We start from the raw sequence: 17,119 nt of genomic DNA, 5'->3' as shown, positions 1-17,119 counted from the left end.
GCAACGCTCTCAGTCACCGATAACTGCCAGGGGCGCGCGGTGATGCCACAGGTATAACCACTTCTGGCCGAATAGCGAGAAATTTGCAGACGTATTGCCAAATCCGCCAGGATAGGGCCGTCTCGGCCATTAAGAGGCACCGTCCGCGATGACGGCGCTCTGCTCGCTCGTTCAAGTTTTACGCGGCCCGCGGCGGACGCAAGGCCGCGTAGAGACCGACGAGGGTCCCGATGGCGACCAGCGCTGCCGCGAGCAGCACCTGCAATTCCCCGTCATCGGTGGGGCCGACGGACGACACAAGCCTGGTCACGACGACGAACAGAATGCCCACAGCGGCCGCCGCACCCACGCTGAGATAGGCGAGCTCTCGCGCCAGGCTCCGGCCGAGCAGTCCGAGTGCCGTAAAATACATCGCGCAAGCGTTGGGATGAACGAACAAGGCCACGCGCGCATAAGGGCCATAGGCGTCGAAGAGGGACTCACATCGGCTCAGTGCCGCTTTTGAGGCAACCCGCTGCAGGAACGGTCTGAAGAAACGAGCCTGTCCGTAACTCAAGATGGCGCCCACGATGATGGCCAGCCACGCCACGATGACAACCGGGACATCCGCGGGCCTCGGATTGAGCGCCACGGACATCAGGATGAGGGCGGTTCCGGGAAAATAGCCAAAATACGGGAAGACCGACTCCAGCAGCACGCAGACGAATATGAAGACCGGAAACCATGGTGAGCCGGTCGCATCCTGGACGATGGCGTTCAAGTCAAACAGGTTCGTCTTGTAGAGGACGAGGTACATGCACATGGCCAGTCCAGCCAGTGCGTAAAACGGCAACGCTCCCGACAGGAACCGTCTCATCCAGCTATCGGGCTTTGTTGCGCGGACACAGCGGAGACCATCGATATCGGGACAAGACAAGGGAAACGCATGGATCATGCTTTTGGCAAATGAGATCGCTCCTGTCGATAGCGCCCTTTGTCCACGCCATCCTCGCTTCGCCGATGAAGCTCAGCAACCGGTCCGAACGAGATAAAAGTGACCGCCCAGCGGTGAGCCCCACGCACCGCACGACCCGACCTCGGTATTCGCAACCCTGTTCTTCCAGGCCGACGATTGCTCCGGCAGCAAGATTTCATCGCTCTCATCGTAGACAACAGCGTGCCCGATCCCAAATCCACCCCACTGCCACAGCGCGAATCGAGGTTCGCCCGACGACGGAAGCTTCGCCACATCCTCAAGATAGAGGCGGCGCACGGCTTGGAAATGGATTCTCTCCCCGATCTCCATCGCAAGTGGCCAAATGACGCCGGCATTGGTGACAACGACAAGTGTAGCAAGCGGTAGAACTGACATGGATATGGCGCGCCGCCAGTCACGAGCACGGGCCGAAAAAAGCGCGAGCCCCAATGCAAGCAATGCCGAGCCGACCCATGCCAGAAACAGGACGGGGACGCCCAGGAAGGAGACCTCGAACGGTCCGCTCCAAAGCAAGATCAAGATGACGGGAAAACAGCAGGTCAATGCGATCGGCCACATTGCGAAGCGATCGTTGCCTACGCTCGTCGTGGCTGCGTTCCCGCTGCCCATCTGATCGTCCCTACCCGATCGACAGAATCTCGATCTCCTGCGCGCCCGCCCCCACGACGTCTCCCACCGCCTTCCCCATCAGCGACCTCGCGACCGGCGCCACGAACGAGATCGATCCGGCCTTCGGATCGGCCTCGTCCTCGCCGACGATGCGATAGGTCTGCACGCGGCCGTCGGCACGGCTGAAGGTCACCGTGCTGCCGAAGGCGACGATATCGGTCGAAGCCGGGGTGGGGACGACCTGCGCCGTGCGCAGCCGTTCGGTGAGATAGCGGGTGTCGCGCAAGGGGACCGCCGATTGTCGGCGCTTCTCGTTGACGTCCTCGATGGCTTGCGCGGCCTCATAGGCCTCGCGCGCGTCCTGGAGCTGCGTCTGCAGTGCCTGGAGGCCTGCTTCCGTCACGAGATTCGGATGCGGCGAGATCAGGCGATCCGGCAGCAGCGTCTCTGACGCGGTTTCGGCGCTTTCTTCCTTGGTAAAGGCGACGCTCAATCTTCAAATTCCCATCGAGCCGTTTCGAGGCACGGTTTATACCAGATCTATATCTCAAGTTCGACGAAGCGGCGCAGCTTGAAGACGAGGTCCGGCATGGCCTGGCGGAACCGCGTCGCGTTCTGGAAACTGGTCGAGAACGGCGCGAATGTGATCATCGCGTTCCAGTGCCTGTAGCCGTAGACCGTGACGGTGGCGCCGGTCCCCGGAAAATTCTCCATCTTGCGCAACTCGCCGAGCACGAGATCGGCGATCGCTTCGGCAGGCAGCAACTGCTTGCCATCGGGTGTCGTGGCGATTTTCGCCGGCGGCTCGACCGGCCTGGTGGCGGCCGGCGCGGCATCGGACGTCATCTCGGGCATGGCCGGTGCGGCGTCGGGGATGGATGCTTCGAGCGGCTCAAATCCATCTGTCGGCGCTGTCGGGGGAACTTCGGTGAGCGGCGGCGGTGCAATGGTGTCTGCGCGCTTGTTGCCACCCAGGATGCTGCTGATCATGGCCATAAGGCCAGCATCCTTCACGTCCTCGCTCATCACTCCCCCCGGCTTTGGCCTACTCTAACACCGCTCCGGTCGACCACCACAACATATGTAGGTCGGATCGCGCCTGGCCAAGGCCGTATCCTAAGGTCGCCTCGTGTCGGCACCAGCGGCGCAACGTCGCGTCGCGCCGCCGCGCGATCCGCTACTGCTTATCGAACGGAATATATTGCTGGTACTGCTTGGGCACCGAGCTGCGATAGCGTGCAGGCACGGTGCCGCTGTCGACCGAACGATCGATCTCCTGCTGCCGGGTCATCTTCTTCTTCGCCGGCTTTTTCGATGCGCTCTTCTTAGCGTCGGAGGGCTGGCCGGAGTCCGTGGTTGCGCCCGGTGCTGTCGTCGTCGCTGCCGGCGCGGCCGTTGCCGTCGCCGGCGCGGCGGTTGTCGCCGCAGGCGCAGCAGTTCCCCCGGTGGCCGGGGCGGTCTGCGCGAGTGCCAGCGGTGTTTGCATGAGAAACGCCAGCGCGGCAGTCGCAGCCAGCAAATATGATTTTTGCATCAGAACCTCCAAATTGACCTGATCCGAATGAGGCAAAGCGTGAGGCCTCCGGGATCGACGCGTGCAAGTCTGCTCACGATAGGCTGGAAGCCCATCGCGAACTGTGGCCGAGATCACATAATTCGCCGCACCTTGCGTCATCATAGACCCATGTCGAACCCGGCGCCCACTGCGGACACCAAGGACAAGCACGACAAAGTGTCGGACGCGTCCGGAACACGCTGACCAAACTGATGTTCCCTGTACAAACGTCTTTGAAGGAGATTGAAATGCGTCGCACCATCCTCACGCTCGCCTCATTCGCAGCCTTGATCGCCGCGAGCGTCCCGGCGGCCCAGGCCCACCCCACCAACGACAGGTACTGCCTGCAAGGCCGCATGTGGGGCTATCCCGGCAACTGCCAGTTCGCGAGCTATCAGCAGTGTCAGGCCAGCGCCTCCGGCACGTCGGCCTATTGCGGCATCAATCCACGCTATGCGTTCTCGCAGCCGCGCTACTACTGACGATGTCGCGGCGTGCGCGCACGACGCGCGCGCCGCCACGATCTTGACGTGAAGACGATCCGCTTCGCCGAAGTCTTCCTGGGCATGATGTTCGGCGGCAATTCCTCGGTGCTGTCGCTCGATCCGATGACCGGCTCCGGATTCGCGCTGAAGGACCTCGTCGCCTACGCGCTCGGCCAGGGCGATCCCCTGCAACGAGCTTGCGATGGACCGACGACGCAAGGGCCGCCCCCATCACGCGGGCGGCTTTGTGGTCCACCTCGCCCCGACGGGAGAGGTGAACCGCGGCCTGAGCGCGCATCGATTCAACAGAACTCATTCCGCTCCGGGGCGTGACTCACAGTCCCGTCGCGTCCGGTTCGCCCTTGGAAGCCGATGTTGAAAACGACATGGATCATGTCGGCCTTGGGCCACAGTGGAAATGAGCACGACCACTATTTTTGTTTTCGTGGATCATCCTCAGCATTCAGGTAGTCGATGCCTGTCGGTCCAATCCCGGTAATCTCGAATATCACCTCTTCGTCCTTCGTTTCCGCGAACTGCCACACCTTGGGCGGCACGTGCGAATACGTTCCGGGTGGAAAGCTCAGGAGTTTCGATGCATCGACCTTGTCGCCGAGCGCCGAATAATAGGTCCCCGAAATGATCACGCGAACGCGTTCATCAGGGTGAGAGTGCACAGGCATTTTGGAATTCGCCGGTATTTTGAGCCGAACGGTATACAGACCAGGCTTGCCCGGATGACCGTGGAGCACCGTCGTTTGCGTCCCCTTGGGCATAGAAGGCAGCGGGCTCCACTTCAGGTCGGTCGGCGTCACGCGGTCATATTCAAGTGAACTATCCGCCGCCAGCGCCGCACAAAATCCGCTCGTAACAAGTATGACCAACAAACTGATCCCGCTTTTGAAAAAAGGCATCTCGCCCTCCGTTTAAATAGCCGGCGCCGATACTCTACCCGAAGTGGTCTTTGTCTGTCATGGGTCATAAGCAGTCGATGCTGCCCAAGCGGAGCGACTTCCGCTTTGTCCTCGGGATCTGACGTTTGTGAGTAGACGCCCTAACGTGTCGCGCCGAGGCCACTCTCCTCAAGCCGCGCCGCGAACCAGCGCGAGAGCGGCTGATCGACGCCGCCGCTGACATAGACCTCCGACATCGTCACATGGTGCTTGTCCAGCACCAGCAGCACGCCGATCCAGTAGGCGAACCAGACATGCGGATCGGTCAGCGCCCTCAGCTTGTGCTGGTCGTGCTCCAGCGGCGTGTGATTGCTCGCCTTGCGGATCTCCACGCTGAGCAGATTGTTCGGGATCTCGCGCTGGTGCACGACGACGTCGGGATAGATCGACTTTCCCAGATGGTCGTCGGTCGAGATGATGGTGCCATGCGGCAGATGCAGCGTGCGCTCGCCGAGCCGGTCGTAATTGCAGTCGACCGACCAGCCGGAGAACTGCTTCTCCAGGTGCACGGCGAAGCGGTGCGTGATCGCCCGCTCGCCGATGTCCTTCTCGAACAGAAATCCCTCGTGGGCGTAGAAGTCCCGGAGCGCCGCGATCACCTTGTTCAGCTCGGTCTGCATCGTGCCCTCGACCCTCGGCGTCCTGGATGAATGGCCTACATCTGGACTTCGATCAGTCGCGGCCCCGGCTCGGCGACGGCTTCGGCCAGCGCCTTGTTGAACTCGTCCGCATTGGTGACGGCGCGGCCGGGCACGCCCATGCCCTTGGCCAGCGCCACGAAGTCAAGCGTCGGCCGGTCGAGCCGCAGCATGTCATTGGCGCGCTGGCCGGGCTCGCCGGCGCCGACATTGTCGAACTCGCCGCGCAGGATCTGGTAGATGCGGTTGGCGAACACGATGGTGACGATGTTGAGGTTCTCGCGCGCCTGGGTCCACAGCGACTGGATCGTGTACATCGCGCTGCCGTCGCCGACCATGGTGATCACCTTGCGGTCCGGGCAGGCGATCGCGGCGCCGATCGAGAGCGGCGTCGAGAAGCCGATCGAGCCGCCCATGTTCTGCAGCCAGTCGTGCGGGGCGGCGGCCGCCGTCGGCGGGAAGAAGGCGCGGCCGGTGGTCAGGGACTCGTCGACCATGATCGCGTTCTCGGGGATCGCATAGGCGATCGCCTGCGCGATCGAGGCGTGGGTGAGCGCGCCGGTCGGCTTGACCAGCTCGGCCAGGGCCTGCGGCTTGACGTCCTTGGCGGTGGCCTTCACGGCGCCAGCGAGCGCTTCGAGCGCCGCGACCGAATTCTCACCCCAGGCGGTCATGCGATGCACGTCGCAGCCTTCGGGGCGCAGTACACTCGGCTTGTTCGGATAGGCGAAGAACGCCACGGGATCATCGGACTCGACCAGCACGATGTGGCGGAAGTTCGCCAGCATCGGCAGTGCCTGATCGATGACATAGTGGATGCGATCGATCGAGAAGCGGCCGCGGCCGCGCGCCATCTTCGGGCGGAAGGTCGGGCCCATCACGGTGCAGCCGGTCTTGGCCGCGATGCGCTCGGCCTGCGCCAGGCCCTGCTCGGAAAGCGCGCTGCCGGTCATCAGCAAGAGCGTACCCTCGCCGTCGCCGTGCAGGATCTTTGCGGCCTGCTCGACCGCCTGCGGCGAATAGCTCGCGCGCTGCTGCTCGGCCGGAACCTCGGCGATGCCGTCCGCCTCGTTCCAGGCGGTGTCGGCGGGCAGGATCAGGGTCGCGATCTGCGGCGGCGCGCTCTTGGCGGCGGCGATCGCCGCGGCGCCGTCGGCGGCGATCGATTTGGAATCCGGCGAGGTGCGGACCCAGGACGACATCGGCCGGGCCAGGCCCTCGATGTCGGAGGTCAGCGGCGCGTTGTAGCCGATGTGGTAGATCGCGTGCTGGCCGACGATGTTGACGATGCCGGAATTGGCCTTCTTGGCGTTGTGCAGGTTGGCAAGGCCGTTGGCGAGGCCGGGGCCGAGATGCAGGAGCGTCGAGGCCGGTGAGCCCTTCATGCGGAAATAGCCATCGGCCGCGCCCGTCACCACGCCTTCGAACAGGCCGAGCACGCAGCGCATGCCCGGCACGCGGTCGAGCGCTGCGACAAAATGCATCTCGGAGGTGCCTGGATTGGTGAAGCAGACATCCACCCCACCCTTGACCATCGTCCGCACCAGGCTTTCCGCACCGTTCATTCTCTGCTCCCACAACCGGCAATGTCCACAATCGGTCCGATCAATCATTGTTCGCCGCATCCGTCAAAGCAATAGCGGCCGTCGCGGCCCTGCCCCGCGCGGCAACGCGCCGGTTTGGCTAACGCCCCGTTCCGATGGAATCGGAACGGGGCCGTTGCCGATTTGGTAACGCCAATCGTTAAGCATGGCCCGACTCCAGGATGGCCTGCCTCACGGGCCCGTGGCTTGCGAAATCCCTGCAAATATGGCCTGTGGCTCTCGTTGAATCGATTTTTGCTGGGGGAAACAATGATCCGGTTTTTTGCCGTACCGATTGCCGCCATCGCACTGCTGTCGGCCACCGCGGGCGGCGCGCTCGCCGAAGAGTTCGACTCGCGCGACATCATGGGCGGCGGCCCGAACTTCTTCCGCGGCGGTGCCAGCCCGGTCCCCCGCACCACCGTCATGTACAACGGCAACTATGCCCCCGGCACGATCGTGGTGAACACCAGCGAACGCCGCCTCTATCTGGTGCTTCAGAACGGCCAGGCGCTGCGCTACGGCATCGGCGTCGGCCGCGACGGCTTCCGCTGGGGCGGGGTGCACAGGATCACCGCCAAGAAGGAATGGCCGGATTGGACGCCGCCGTCGCAGATGCTGGCCCGCCGGCCCGACCTGCCGCGCCACATGAAGGGCGGCGTCGAAAATCCGCTCGGCGCACGCGCGATGTATCTGGGCTCGACGCTGTACCGCATCCACGGCTCCAACGAGCCGGAGACGATCGGTCAGGCGGTCTCCTCGGGCTGCTTCCGCATGACCAATGAGGACGTCAGCGACCTCTATGGCCGCGTCTCGGTCGGCACCACCGTGGTCGTGCTGAACAACTAGGGCGGCGCGGTTGGAGGGGGAACCCGCAGGGCGCGTGAATTTGCGGACTTGTGCGCGCGACGCGAATGCGGCAGCGTCGGGTGACGATGAGCGCAATCAACCAGCCCTCGGCTGCCGTCCGCATCGCCCTGCTGGTGCTCGCCGCGCTCATAGCGGTCCCTGACACCGGTACCATCGCCGTCGCGGGCGAACTGCCCGCGATCGCCGCGCGCCAGCGCACCGAGAAGAAGAGCTTCACCGACGGCGAAATCGTCGAGGGGTTTCTGAAGACCGCGTTCGGCGCCGAGTACCACCTCGCCGGCCGCGTCGACCGCATCCGCAAGTTCGACGGGCCGGTGCGCGTGTTCGCCGAGAGCGAGCGCGCCGACCGCAAGACGCAGCTCGCCAGGGTCGTCGCCGACATCGGCAAGCGCGTGCAGCATCTCGACATCGCCATGATCGACACCAGCGAGGCGGCGAACGTGCGGGTGAAACTGGTGCGCGACCGCGATCTGTTTCGCACGATCAGCAGCTTCTACGGCGCGGAAAAAGCGCGCGAGATCCGCACCTCGCTCGATCCGCAATGCCTGTCCGGCTTCCGCAAGAACGACAATTTCGAGATCGAGCACTCCGACGTCATCCTGACCGTCGACAATGGCGACTTCGTCTTCCTCGACTGCGCCTATGAGGAGCTGCTGCAATCGCTCGGCCCGATCAACGACACCGCGAGCGTGCCCTGGACGATGTTCAACGACAACGTCTCGATGGGTTATTTCGACGTCTACGACCAGTACATCCTCAATCTGCTCTACGACCCCCGCATCAAGGCGGGGATGACCGTGGCGGAAGTCAAGGCGGTGCTGCCCGGCGTGCTCGCGGATGTGCGCGCGTGGGTGAAGCGCGTGAATGATCTGAAGGAGTAGAGAACTTCCTTCCCCTTGTTGTGGGAGAAGGAGCGGCGGTCGCGATCGTCGCTCCTTCTCGCAGCGTCCTTACACCTTCGTCGCCTTCGTCATCAGGTACTGCTGGCGCATGACGTTGTTGCCGGGGTCGAAATATTCGGAGATCAGCGCCTCGAACTCACTGCGAAAACTCCGCAGCTTGTCCGGCTCGTCCTTGTACTGGCCGACAAGCTTGATCAAGGGTCCGATGGTCGTTTCCATGGTGCGGCGGTAGTGCTGCGGACTGAGTGCAGATGGTGTCATCATGTCCATCTCGAAGCGGAGATCCTTCACCCTGCCCGCGAGACGCTCGGTGACGATCTTTGGATCGCCCCAAAGCACCGGCGATGCCACGCCCTCGGGGGGCGGCAGATGGCGGCCGATCAGCGCGAACATCCGTCCGACATAGAGGTGCGGAGGCCAGGTGGAGAAGGCGACGGTGCCGCCCGGCTTCAGCACGCGCAGCATCTCGGCAATGGTGACATCGGGGCGCGGAGCGAACATGTGGCCGAACTGGCTCAGCACCACATCGAACTCGTTGCCCCCGAAAGGCAAGCTCTCGGCGTCGCCGTCGGCGAAGTCGATATCGAGATTCGCCAGCTGCGCGTGCTCGCGGGCGCGCTCGATCAGCACCGGAGACAGGTCCAGACCCCTGACCTTCGCACCGCGGCGGGCCGCCGTGATCGCGACGACGCCGGTGCCGCAGCCGACGTCGAGCAGCCTTTGGCCGGCGGCAACGCCGGCAAAACCGACGAGCTTGGCGGCACTCGGCGTCGTGAACACCTCCATCGGCGTAAACAGCGACCAGGCTTCCTTCTGGACTGCCTTGAAACCTGCAAACGGATCATGCTCGGTCATGGAACTCTCCTTCACTCGAAGTCGATCTTCATGAGGCTGGCAAGGGTCGCCGAAGGTTCAACGCATCGAGGCAAGCGCCGTCGCGTCGCCACTACTGCACGAGATCGGCAACCGTGGTTGCGGCCTTCAGGCCCGTGCCGGTGAGGACCGCCACGGTGGTCTCGTTCGCCTTGATGGCGCCGGTGGCGGAGAGTTTTCCCAGCGCGGCGGCCGCACTGGCGCTGGTCGGCTCGGCGAACAGGCCTTGCCGCGCAAGGCGGCGGAGGGCGGCGACGATCTCATCCTCGGTGAGCGCAACGGTGACGCCGCCGCTCTCGCGCAACGCGCCGATGATCTCGCGCAGCCGCAGCGGATGCTTGATGGCGGTACCTTCGGCGATGGTCTTGTGCACCTCGCGCGCGACCGGCGTGTCCACGCCGGCCCGAAAACTCGCATCGATCGGCGAACAATTGAGCGGCTGCGCCGCGAACAGCCGCGGCAGCCTGGCGATCTGGCCGGCTTTCAGCAGTTCGCGGAACCCGAAGGCGCAACCCAAAAGGCTGCTGCCGGCGCCGACCGGGACGATGACGTTGTCGGGGGCGCGAAAACCGAGGTCTTCCCAGATCTCATAGGCGAGCGATTTGGTGCCTTCGAGGAAGAACGGCTGCCAGTTGTGGCTGGCATAAAACGTCTGGCTCGACTGGCGGATGGCCTCGGCCTCCGATTCCTCGCGCGGGCCCTCGACGAGTTGCACTGTGGCGCCATAGGCGCGCACCTGGGCGATCTTGGCCGGCGACGTCGACGCAGGTGCAAGGATCTTCACGCGCATGCCGCCGGCTGCGCCCAGGCCGGCCATCGACGAGCCGCCATTGCCGGACGAGTCCTCCAGGATGGCGTCGACGCCGATCTGGCGCAGGAAAGACAGCATCACCGCCGAGCCGCGGTCCTTGAAGCTGCCGGTCGGGTTGAACCATTCGAGCTTGAAGAACGGACGCAGTTCACCCCACTCCTGCTGAACCAGCGGCGTGCAGCCTTCGCCGAGCGTGATCGGCTTGGCGATCTCGACCGGCAGCGCTGCCCGGTAGCGCCAGAGCGAGCGCGTCCGGCCATCGACATCCTCGCGTGAGATCCCGTCTCCGGGCGTCACCAGCAGCGGGGTCCGCTCGTCCGAGCACCAGCGCGGCTGGTCCAGCGGATAGAGCTTTCGGTTGCGGGGGTCGATGTAGCTGGCGATAGGCATGGCGGTCTCCGGGGCGATCCGCTCGATATGTCCGAATATGCAGGTTTTATCCAGTCGCCTGTTTGGATGGCCGCGTGGACGCCACCCCTTCAAAAATTCGAACGATTACATAGATATAGAGCACGTTCTGGCGTCGTTCGCCGATCCGGACGAGCCCCCGAACGGCGCTTGGCCGCCCGGCACGATTAACTTGTCTGTCGTCGCCAGCCGCTACAATATGTTGGATTGAGCTCGCGTCGCCGGTGTTCCCCATCGGCAACGCGACCGAGCCAGGCCCGTCCGAGCGGCGGGCCGTTGGCTTTTTGGGAGCCTGGACATGAGCCGCGCGAACCGTACCGACCACATCCGCCTGACCTCCCATCCGGAGCCGGGCCGGAAGGCCGCCTTCCCGATCCACTGGGGCGCAGCGGATGCGCGCGCCCGGGGACCGGTCATCGGGACGGTGTCGCGCGCTGCGGATCGCAACGTGATCGGCAGCCATGGCGGCTCCTATGCGATGTACCGCGCGCTCGCGGTGTCCGCCGGCGCGCTCGATCCGATCCGGCGCCCCGATCTCACCAACACGTTTCCGGCCGCCACCATCGGGCCGTTCGAGCAATGGCGCGATCCCGCAAAGATCGTCGCGCTCGATCCCTGGGGGCATCTGGTCGCGGAGAATTTCGGCAAGGACATCGCCGAGGGCATCGATATCCGCCCGAGCATCGCGGTGACGCGCGCACGGCTGGACCTGCCGGAGATCCGCGAAGCGCTCGCCGCAAAGCGGCTGCGCGCCGACGGCGAGGTCGTGCATGCCAATGGCAGCGTGTCGGTGGTGAAGATCGCGATCGATCCGGTGTGGTACCTGCCGGGCCTCGCGGAGCGCTTCGGCGCCGGCGAGACCGAGCTGCGGCGCACCCTGTTCGAGCAGACCGCCGGCATGTTCCCGGAGCTCGTGACCCGGCCGGACATGAAGGTGTTTCTGCCGCCGATCGGCGGCACCACCGTCTACATGTTCGGCGACGTCACCAAGCTGCCGGACCATCGTACGAAAATCACCTGCCGCGTGCATGACGAGTGCAACGGCTCCGACGTGTTCGGCTCCGACATCTGTACCTGCCGGCCCTATTTGATCCACGGCATCGAGGAAGCCGCGCGCGGCGCGCAGGAGGGCGGGCTCGGGCTCGTCGTCTACAACCGCAAGGAAGGCCGCGCCCTCGGCGAGGTCACCAAATTCCTGGTCTACAACGCCCGCAAGCGCCAGGAGGACGGCGATGCGGCCGCAGCCTATTTCGAGCGCACCGAATGCGTCGCCGGCGTCCAGGACGCACGCTTCCAGCAATTGATGCCGGATACGATCCACTGGCTCGGGCTGAAGCGCATCGACCGCTTCCTGTCGATGAGCGACATGAAGTATGACGCGCTGACCTCGCAAGGCATCGACATCGTCGAGCGCGTGCCGATCCCGCCCGAGCTCATTCCGGCCGATGCCTATGTCGAGATCGCCGCGAAGAAGGCCGCCGGGTATTACTCCGCCGACGAAGTGACCGAAAAGGACGTGAACGACATCGTCGGGCGTTCGCTGGAAAAATACTGAACGTCATGGCGGACGCTCTGGAACAACAGGCCCGCTCGCTGCTCAGCGCAGGAGCGGTTCGCGCGCGGGCGGGCGAGATGCTCGAGCTCGGCCTTGCCGGTGGGCTCAACCATTTCACGGTCGATCTCGACCGCATGGATGGCGTTGCGGAGGCCGTGGTCGCGGTCACGCGAAAAGCCTATCCGACGCTGGAGATTCCCTTCCATGCGCGCTGGCGTCACTTTGTGTTCGGCGACCTCGATCGCTGGGCGCGGCTTGCGGACGCAGCGTCGTGGCCCGATCGCGCGGCGCGCGCGCGCGCCGAGTTCGACCTCGCTATCGTCAGCGTGCTGCTCGATGCCGGCGCGGGCGCGGCGTGGCGATATCGCGATGCGGTGACTGGGCAAGGCATCGGCCGATCGGAGGGGCTTGCGATCGCAAGCTTCGACATGTTCGCAAGCGGCCTCTTCTCCGGCGATGCGCGTGCGCGGTTCAGGGCCGATGCGAACGTGCTCGCGCAATTGCCTCTCGCCTCTCTCACCTCCGCGTTTCAGGTCAGCGATGCCAATCCGTTGCTCGGCCTCCAAGGGCGCATTGATCTGCTGCGGCGTCTCGGCAACCTGGCGGCGGAACGGCCGGAGAGCTTTGGTATGTACGATACGCCGCGGCCGGGCGGCTTGTTCGACCACATCGCGGCGCAGGCGAAAGGCGGCACGCTTCCCGCGCCCGCCATCCTGTCCGCGGTGCTGAATGAGCTTGGGCCGATCTGGCCGTCGCGCCTCGAACTCGCGGGCATTCCGCTCGGCGATTGCTGGCGCCATCCGGCGATCAAGGCTGACGACGCGACCGCCGGTCTCGTTCCCCTGCACAAGCTGTCGCAATGGCTGAGCTATTCGCTGATCGAGCCGCTCCAGCGCGCGGGCTTTGACGTCACCGACATCGACGGCCTGACCGGGCTTGCCGAATACCGCAATGGCGGCCTGTTCGTCGATCATGAGGTGCTGCGCCTGCGCGACGACGCGGATGCAGAGCGTGCGCATGCGGTGGATTCGCTGCTCGTCGTGGAGTGGCGCGCGCTGACCGTCGCACTGCTCGACCGGCTGGCCGAGCGCGTCCGCGCCAAGCTCGGCCGCACGCCCGAGACCCTGCCGCTCGCCAGCATTCTGGAAGGCGGTAGCTGGGCCGCGGGCCGCGCCATCGCCTTCGCGCGCCGTCCCGACGGCGCCCCGCCGCTCAAGGTGATCAGCGACGGCACGGTTTTTTAATCAATTCGTCCGCAGCGTAGTCCATTGCGTATCGATGAATTTCAGGAGCATCCGATCATGCAAGGCGTCACGATCGTCGATCATCCGCTGGTGCAGCACAAGCTGACGCTGGTGCGGGACAAATCGATCTCGACAAAGTCGTTCCGCGAGCTGATCAAGGAGATCGGCATGCTGTTGTGCTACGAGGTGACGCGTGACCTGCCGCTCACCGATACCGTGATCGAGACGCCGCTGGCGACGATGCACTCGGCCAAGATCGCCGGCAAGAAGCTGGTGTTCGTGCCGATGCTGCGCGCCGGCACGACCTTCGTCGATGGCATGATGGACCTGGTGCCGACCGCGCGCGTCGCGCATATCGGGCTCTATCGCGAGCCGCACAGCTTTGCCGCGGTCGAATATTTCTTCAAATCGCCGTCCGATCTCAGCGAGCGTCTGGCGATCGTGGTGACGCCGGTGGTCGCCACCGCCAATACGGCCGTCGCCGCGATCGACCGGCTGAAGGAGCGCGGCGCAAAGGACATTCGCCTCGCCTGCCTGATCGCCGCGCCGGAAGGGCTCGAACGGCTGCGCGGACTGCATCCGGATGTGCCGATCTGGACCGCCGCGGTGGACGAAGGCCTCGACGAGAACGGCTTCATCCTGCCAGGCCTCGGCGATGCCGGCGACCGCGCTTACGGGACGCGATAGGTGCCTCGGGTCCGCAGCGCCTCTCTTTAGGAACAGCTTCCATCGCGAGAGGTTCTCCTCCTCTACGATGGAGAGCGCGATGACCTATCAGGATGACGACAGAAGGGCCGACAGGGCGCGCCAAAACAGCCCGGTGGGCTGGGCGATCGGCGCGATTTTCGTGATCGCCGTGGTCGCAGCCGTATTCTTCTACAATGGGCGCGAGTTCGGTCCCCAGACGACCAGCACCAGCCCCAACAATGCCCCCAGCGTCACCACGGGCTCAAACCCGCCGGCCGCGCCGGCGAAGTAGGCGCTGGCGGCGACCGCTCACACTTTCCCGCTGCCGCAGATCCCCTTCAGCGCCTGCCATTCGGCATCCGTGAGCAGCGGCGGACCGCTGGCGGGGCGGTCTTCGTTCGTCATGCGCGCAAGACGATCCTCGGTCAGCGGATGGCTCGCCAGGATCGACGTGAGGCCGCCGCCTTCCTTGCCGGTGATGCGGAACATCAGCTCGGCCGCGGGCTTCGGCGAGCGGCCGAGCTTGTGCATGATCTCGATGGCGAAGGTGTCGGCGGCGGTCTCTGCCTCGCGCGAATAGGAGGCCTCGACCACGCTGCGCGAGGCGAAGATCACGGCGGAGGAGCCGGTGACGTCGCCGAACAGCAGGCCGATCAGGAACGAGGTGCCGCCGTTGTAGATCAGGCCGCGCATGTTGTCGTAATGCTTGAGGTGGCCGAGCTCATGGGCAAGGATGCCGGCGATCTCGTCCGGGTTTTCGGCTTTGTCGAGCAGGCCTTTCAGCACGTACACCTTGCCGCCGGGCAGCGCGAACGCATTCGGCACCGAGGTCGGCAGCACGCCCGCCGTCATGGTATCGTCGTCGAGCCCCGCGGCATCGCGCAAGCGGTTGACGAGTTTTGCAAACGCCGCCTTGCCTGCGGGGTCCTCGCACACGCGGCGGCCGAAGATCGTCTTCACCTGGACTTCCGAGGCGTCGCCGATGCGCCGCTCGATCGGTTTCGGCACGAGAGGCGCGAGGCGGTCGGCGGCGAGCGGGACGCCGAACAGCACGACGCAAACGATGGAGACGGCGGCAGCGACCGACCAGCCGACGATTTTTGCGACACCCCGGCGCGAGGTCTGGTGTTCGTCGAGACGCATGCAGCGGACGGTCACGTCGGCGGCGAGCGCAGCGTCACGGATTTCGAGCCGCGCCAGCGGCGGCGCGGATGTCGAGGCCAAGCGTAACGCGCCGGCGGGACTGTCGGTGCGGCGAATGTCGGCATAGGCCCAGCGAAGGGGCGTTCCGCCCTCCTCGACGATCTCGAGGGCGTCACCGAGGGCCAGCGTCACCTGACGCCTGCGGCTTGACACGCCGTCGAAGTAGATCGTCGGCTTGGCAGACTGCGCCGGGGCCGCGGTGGACAGCTCACTCACAGTTCAGAATCCCGCGACATCGAGGCCATCGGCAAACCCTTCGCCGAGTGCGCTGGCCAGCTCACCGCTGCCGCGCACATCGGCAGCGGCGGCGATGTTGTGCACCTCGACCGTTTCCAGCACCTTGGCCCAGAGATCGCGCTGCAGATAGACGCGCATCACGATGTTGATGGCAAGGGCCACGGCGAAATAACCGATGACCATCACCACCACCATCGGAATGCTCTTGGCGGCATTGTCGGACCCGAACACCTGCTCGGCCGGAACGCCGCTCAACTGGACGACGAGCAAGGCGGCGCCGCCCATATAGGCAGCGAAGATGGTCGAGAGCAGCAGCCACCAGCCGATCACCTTCCAGTACAAGCCGTAGAACGCATTGTGCGGCAACTCCGAGGACAGGCTGACGCCGCCGATACGGATGCCGTCGAGCCACCAGCGCCATTCACGCGCCTTGAACTCGGCATAGAAGAACGGGGCGAGCGGGAAGATGACAAGCGCGATCGGGCTGAGCAGCCACAGCCACCAGCCGCGCTTGAAGAACGTCCAGCCGTCGCCTTCGAAATCGCCGTGCAAATCACCGTAATGGGTATGCCGCATCTTGTAGCGTTCGAGCGAGGCCGCGCGCCAGGGCAGCGCCAGGCCGAGGGTGAGGAACACCAGCAGGCCCCACAGCATGGCGCGGAACGAATAGGCCCAGCCCGAGCCGTCCATCCAGAACCGGACGCCGCGCCAGACCGTGCGCGTCAAACGATAGCGCCGCGCGCGAAAAATCGCGAACTGGCCGAAGGCGTAGAAGCTGATGAACAGCGGCGTCGAGGCAAAGCCCTGCCAGCGCTCGAACTCGATGCCGATGAGGAAATAGGCGAGGTAGATCGGCACCAGGATCGCAAGTGCGAACAGAAAGCCGATCAAGAGCTCCTTGCCGCGGCCGGTATATTCGGCGGCATCGCCGTCGATCGCGGTGTTGGTCCACAGATGACGGCGGATGTCGGTGACCAGCCAGAACCGGTAGAAGCCGAAGGTGACGGGCTCCAGCATGGCACCCTTGGTGACCATTTTGCGGAACCCGGAGCGGTTGCCTGTGAAATCAACCCGCGTCGGCGGCAGCGGCGGGGGTAGGGGTTCGGAGCCGATCGGGGCCCATTGCATGTCGTTCACGGCGGCAACCTCGGGATGCGGACCTGTTGGGGTCAACTATAGATCACAGATTTGTCGATCCCCAAGACGGGCGGGTTCGATTTGGCTCGATTCGAGGCGAATTCTTGCACGATCTGCCTTCAAACGACGTGCGGGAGATCACGTTGGTAGATCAGTAGCTTCGTAGCCCGGATGGAGCCAACGGGTCGGCGCAAAGCGCCGCCCGATGACAGGCTCCGCGCAATCCGGGACAGCGGTAGTGGCGGCCCGAATCCCGGATTACGCTTACGCTCCATCCGGGCTAGAGGCGAGACCATGTGGTAAAACTCTCCCTTGCTCCGGCGCAGACAACGGGTTGTAATTGCAAATCAAATACCGCAGCGCAGAATTCATAAAAAACGCGCGCGGTTCATG

The 17,119-nt window shown here is 64.6% G+C and carries 21 protein-coding genes; 9 read left to right on the top strand and 12 right to left on the bottom strand.

The annotated features are described in order from the left end of the window. Nucleotides 1-178 precede the first annotated feature (178 nt). The 5 genes from QSV46_RS14115 to QSV46_RS14095 form a co-directional block, all read right to left on the bottom strand. Nucleotides 179-856 (bottom strand): hypothetical protein, encoded by a 678-nt coding sequence (locus tag QSV46_RS14115; RefSeq protein ID WP_314951866.1) that lies wholly within the window; start codon nt 854-856, stop codon nt 179-181. Between the two features lie 150 nt (nt 857-1,006). Beyond that, complete coding sequence (locus QSV46_RS14110) at nt 1,007-1,585, bottom strand: hypothetical protein (RefSeq protein WP_314951863.1); 579 nt, start codon at nt 1,583-1,585, stop codon at nt 1,007-1,009. Between the two features lie 10 nt (nt 1,586-1,595). After that, the gene (gene greA, locus QSV46_RS14105; protein WP_314951861.1) at nt 1,596-2,078 is read right to left on the bottom strand and encodes a transcription elongation factor GreA; all 483 of its coding nucleotides are present in this window, start codon (nt 2,076-2,078) and stop codon (nt 1,596-1,598) included. A 47-nt stretch (nt 2,079-2,125) separates the two neighbouring features. Further along, nucleotides 2,126-2,611 (bottom strand): hypothetical protein, encoded by a 486-nt coding sequence (locus QSV46_RS14100; RefSeq protein ID WP_314951858.1) that lies wholly within the window; start codon nt 2,609-2,611, stop codon nt 2,126-2,128. 151 nt (nt 2,612-2,762) lie between these two features. Next, nucleotides 2,763-3,119 carry a hypothetical protein gene (locus tag QSV46_RS14095; RefSeq protein WP_314952012.1) on the bottom strand — a complete coding sequence of 119 codons (357 nt, stop codon included), beginning with the start codon at nt 3,117-3,119 and terminating at the stop codon, nt 2,763-2,765. Nucleotides 3,120-3,388: 269 nt separating this feature from the next. Between QSV46_RS14095 and QSV46_RS14090 the strand changes: the two genes are divergently transcribed. Continuing rightward, nucleotides 3,389-3,622, top strand: a complete 234-nt coding sequence (locus QSV46_RS14090; RefSeq protein ID WP_314951856.1) for a DUF3551 domain-containing protein — start codon at nt 3,389-3,391, stop codon at nt 3,620-3,622. A gap of 12 nt (nt 3,623-3,634) precedes the next feature. Next, the gene (locus QSV46_RS14085; protein ID WP_314952018.1) at nt 3,635-3,958 is read left to right on the top strand and encodes a hypothetical protein; all 324 of its coding nucleotides are present in this window, start codon (nt 3,635-3,637) and stop codon (nt 3,956-3,958) included. Nucleotides 3,959-4,056: 98 nt separating this feature from the next. Here the strand turns inward: QSV46_RS14085 and QSV46_RS14080 are convergent, their stop codons facing one another. The 3 genes from QSV46_RS14080 to QSV46_RS14070 form a co-directional block, all read right to left on the bottom strand. Further along, the gene (locus QSV46_RS14080; RefSeq protein ID WP_314951854.1) at nt 4,057-4,539 is read right to left on the bottom strand and encodes a cupin domain-containing protein; all 483 of its coding nucleotides are present in this window, start codon (nt 4,537-4,539) and stop codon (nt 4,057-4,059) included. A 140-nt stretch (nt 4,540-4,679) separates the two neighbouring features. After that, complete coding sequence (locus tag QSV46_RS14075) at nt 4,680-5,198, bottom strand: hypothetical protein (protein ID WP_314951852.1); 519 nt, start codon at nt 5,196-5,198, stop codon at nt 4,680-4,682. 35 nt (nt 5,199-5,233) lie between these two features. Next, nucleotides 5,234-6,781, bottom strand: a complete 1,548-nt coding sequence (locus QSV46_RS14070) for an acetolactate synthase large subunit (protein ID WP_314951850.1) — start codon at nt 6,779-6,781, stop codon at nt 5,234-5,236. A 288-nt stretch (nt 6,782-7,069) separates the two neighbouring features. On the opposite strand from QSV46_RS14070, the gene QSV46_RS14065 reads away from it, so the two are divergent. Both QSV46_RS14065 and QSV46_RS14060 read left to right on the top strand, forming a co-directional pair. Beyond that, complete coding sequence (locus QSV46_RS14065; RefSeq protein WP_314951848.1) at nt 7,070-7,648, top strand: L,D-transpeptidase; 579 nt, start codon at nt 7,070-7,072, stop codon at nt 7,646-7,648. 86 nt (nt 7,649-7,734) lie between these two features. Beyond that, entirely contained in the window at nt 7,735-8,550 is an 816-nt protein-coding gene (locus tag QSV46_RS14060; protein WP_314951845.1) for a DUF2927 domain-containing protein, read from the top strand. 69 nt (nt 8,551-8,619) lie between these two features. Here the strand turns inward: QSV46_RS14060 and QSV46_RS14055 are convergent, their stop codons facing one another. Together QSV46_RS14055 and QSV46_RS14050 are read right to left on the bottom strand one after the other, a co-directional pair. Beyond that, complete coding sequence (locus QSV46_RS14055) at nt 8,620-9,426, bottom strand: class I SAM-dependent methyltransferase (RefSeq protein ID WP_314951842.1); 807 nt, start codon at nt 9,424-9,426, stop codon at nt 8,620-8,622. A 91-nt stretch (nt 9,427-9,517) separates the two neighbouring features. After that, nucleotides 9,518-10,645, bottom strand: coding sequence for a threonine synthase (locus tag QSV46_RS14050; RefSeq protein WP_314951840.1), 1,128 nt, complete (start codon nt 10,643-10,645; stop codon nt 9,518-9,520). Between QSV46_RS14050 and QSV46_RS14045 the strand changes: the two genes are divergently transcribed. From QSV46_RS14045 to QSV46_RS14025, 5 genes are all read left to right on the top strand, one after another. Then, a complete protein-coding gene (locus tag QSV46_RS14045) occupies nt 10,644-10,874 on the top strand; it encodes a hypothetical protein (protein ID WP_314951837.1) in 231 nt (76 codons plus the stop codon). The genes QSV46_RS14050 and QSV46_RS14045 overlap by 2 nt on opposite strands. A gap of 87 nt (nt 10,875-10,961) precedes the next feature. Next, nucleotides 10,962-12,218, top strand: coding sequence for a GTP cyclohydrolase II (locus QSV46_RS14040; RefSeq protein ID WP_314951834.1), 1,257 nt, complete (start codon nt 10,962-10,964; stop codon nt 12,216-12,218). Nucleotides 12,219-12,223: 5 nt separating this feature from the next. After that, entirely contained in the window at nt 12,224-13,462 is a 1,239-nt protein-coding gene (locus QSV46_RS14035; protein WP_314951831.1) for a URC4/urg3 family protein, read from the top strand. A gap of 57 nt (nt 13,463-13,519) precedes the next feature. Further along, complete coding sequence (upp, locus tag QSV46_RS14030) at nt 13,520-14,149, top strand: uracil phosphoribosyltransferase (protein WP_247358081.1); 630 nt, start codon at nt 13,520-13,522, stop codon at nt 14,147-14,149. Between the two features lie 79 nt (nt 14,150-14,228). Next, complete coding sequence (locus QSV46_RS14025; protein ID WP_314951826.1) at nt 14,229-14,441, top strand: hypothetical protein; 213 nt, start codon at nt 14,229-14,231, stop codon at nt 14,439-14,441. Between the two features lie 17 nt (nt 14,442-14,458). On the opposite strand, the gene QSV46_RS14020 is transcribed toward QSV46_RS14025, so the two are convergent. Both QSV46_RS14020 and QSV46_RS14015 read right to left on the bottom strand, forming a co-directional pair. Next, on the bottom strand, nt 14,459-15,568 hold the full coding sequence (locus QSV46_RS14020) for a M48 family metallopeptidase (RefSeq protein WP_314951823.1): 1,110 nt from the start codon (nt 15,566-15,568) through the stop codon (nt 14,459-14,461). Nucleotides 15,569-15,571: 3 nt separating this feature from the next. Next, nucleotides 15,572-16,717 (bottom strand): YjgN family protein, encoded by a 1,146-nt coding sequence (locus QSV46_RS14015; protein WP_314952009.1) that lies wholly within the window; start codon nt 16,715-16,717, stop codon nt 15,572-15,574. Nucleotides 16,718-17,119: the final 402 nt, after the last annotated feature.

The sequence above is a fragment of the Bradyrhizobium cosmicum genome (genome assembly GCF_032290525.1).
GTDB lineage: Bacteria > Pseudomonadota > Alphaproteobacteria > Rhizobiales > Xanthobacteraceae > Bradyrhizobium > Bradyrhizobium cosmicum_A.
This window is presented reverse-complemented; position numbering and strand designations above follow the sequence as displayed.

Excerpts from the sequence above, each read along its gene's own strand:
- QSV46_RS14070 (WP_314951850.1), bottom strand. The coding sequence starts at position 6,781 with ATGAACGGTGCGGAAAGCCTGGTGCGGACGATGGTCAAGGGTGGGGTG.
- QSV46_RS14110 (WP_314951863.1), bottom strand. The coding sequence starts at position 1,585 with ATGGGCAGCGGGAACGCAGCCACGACGAGCGTAGGCAACGATCGCTTC.
- QSV46_RS14065 (WP_314951848.1), top strand. The coding sequence starts at position 7,070 with ATGATCCGGTTTTTTGCCGTACCGATTGCCGCCATCGCACTGCTGTCG.
- QSV46_RS14115 (WP_314951866.1), bottom strand. The coding sequence starts at position 856 with ATGAGACGGTTCCTGTCGGGAGCGTTGCCGTTTTACGCACTGGCTGGA.
- upp (WP_247358081.1), top strand. The coding sequence starts at position 13,520 with ATGCAAGGCGTCACGATCGTCGATCATCCGCTGGTGCAGCACAAGCTG.
- QSV46_RS14080 (WP_314951854.1), bottom strand. The coding sequence starts at position 4,539 with ATGCCTTTTTTCAAAAGCGGGATCAGTTTGTTGGTCATACTTGTTACG.
- QSV46_RS14055 (WP_314951842.1), bottom strand. The coding sequence starts at position 9,426 with ATGACCGAGCATGATCCGTTTGCAGGTTTCAAGGCAGTCCAGAAGGAA.
- QSV46_RS14035 (WP_314951831.1), top strand. The coding sequence starts at position 12,224 with ATGGCGGACGCTCTGGAACAACAGGCCCGCTCGCTGCTCAGCGCAGGA.
- QSV46_RS14075 (WP_314951852.1), bottom strand. The coding sequence starts at position 5,198 with ATGCAGACCGAGCTGAACAAGGTGATCGCGGCGCTCCGGGACTTCTAC.
- QSV46_RS14040 (WP_314951834.1), top strand. The coding sequence starts at position 10,962 with ATGAGCCGCGCGAACCGTACCGACCACATCCGCCTGACCTCCCATCCG.
- QSV46_RS14090 (WP_314951856.1), top strand. The coding sequence starts at position 3,389 with ATGCGTCGCACCATCCTCACGCTCGCCTCATTCGCAGCCTTGATCGCC.
- QSV46_RS14050 (WP_314951840.1), bottom strand. The coding sequence starts at position 10,645 with ATGCCTATCGCCAGCTACATCGACCCCCGCAACCGAAAGCTCTATCCG.
- QSV46_RS14095 (WP_314952012.1), bottom strand. The coding sequence starts at position 3,119 with ATGCAAAAATCATATTTGCTGGCTGCGACTGCCGCGCTGGCGTTTCTC.
- QSV46_RS14060 (WP_314951845.1), top strand. The coding sequence starts at position 7,735 with ATGAGCGCAATCAACCAGCCCTCGGCTGCCGTCCGCATCGCCCTGCTG.
- QSV46_RS14045 (WP_314951837.1), top strand. The coding sequence starts at position 10,644 with ATGGCGGTCTCCGGGGCGATCCGCTCGATATGTCCGAATATGCAGGTT.
- QSV46_RS14015 (WP_314952009.1), bottom strand. The coding sequence starts at position 16,717 with ATGCAATGGGCCCCGATCGGCTCCGAACCCCTACCCCCGCCGCTGCCG.
- QSV46_RS14025 (WP_314951826.1), top strand. The coding sequence starts at position 14,229 with ATGACCTATCAGGATGACGACAGAAGGGCCGACAGGGCGCGCCAAAAC.
- QSV46_RS14100 (WP_314951858.1), bottom strand. The coding sequence starts at position 2,611 with ATGAGCGAGGACGTGAAGGATGCTGGCCTTATGGCCATGATCAGCAGC.